This window comes from Vibrio sp. 1978 (genome assembly GCF_033344345.1).
Genome location: NZ_JAWPOP010000819.1, coordinates 1 through 568, shown reverse-complemented (window position 1 = coordinate 568; position 568 = coordinate 1). Strand labels below are relative to the sequence as shown.

At 44.2% G+C, this 568-nt stretch carries 1 protein-coding gene; it reads right to left on the bottom strand.

Features of this window, described 5'->3' with window-relative positions; translation table 11 throughout:
• A partial coding sequence (locus tag R8N49_RS29300; RefSeq protein WP_318190718.1) for a nitroreductase family protein occupies positions 1-378 on the bottom strand: 378 nt, incomplete at its 3' end.
• Between the last annotated feature and the right edge of the window lie 190 nt (positions 379-568).

Sequence of the window (568 nt, the reverse complement as noted above, 5' to 3'; positions counted from 1 at the left end):
GCCTCCCAAACCCATCGATTCTGCTGCCAGTAAGCAGTTTTGAGCCATGATTCCAGAGTCTACGGCGCCTATTAGCGTTAACTCTGTGAAATCGGCTTGAACATCAGGATTAATACTGGTGTGACGCTGGTAGTCGATACAGAACACCAAGAACTCTGCTGCGCTTTCAACGTATGCTTGATTCCCTGCAAATTTCGCTAGTTGCGATCTCTTCTCTGTGTCCGTGACTCTAACAATTGATACTACCTGCAACATACTGGATGAGGATGCGGCAAGACCCGCTTGAAGGATGGTTTCCAGTTGCTCTTTATCGATAGGCTGTGAGGTAAATTTACGAATGGAACGGTGGCCAAGAATGGTTTGGATCGTACTGTTCATGATGACTTAACATCCTTTGTTCTATTTTTAGGCTGAGCGTTCACCTTAGCGGTATTTAATGAATGGGTAAACTATCGCGAAAGAAAAACTGTGCCTTAGAGCATAAGTTTGAGTTCAGACTGGGGAAACGGCGCGCATTCTGTTTGTGAAGGGATATACTGTTTTTAGAATCAATAGTTTATCTACGTTG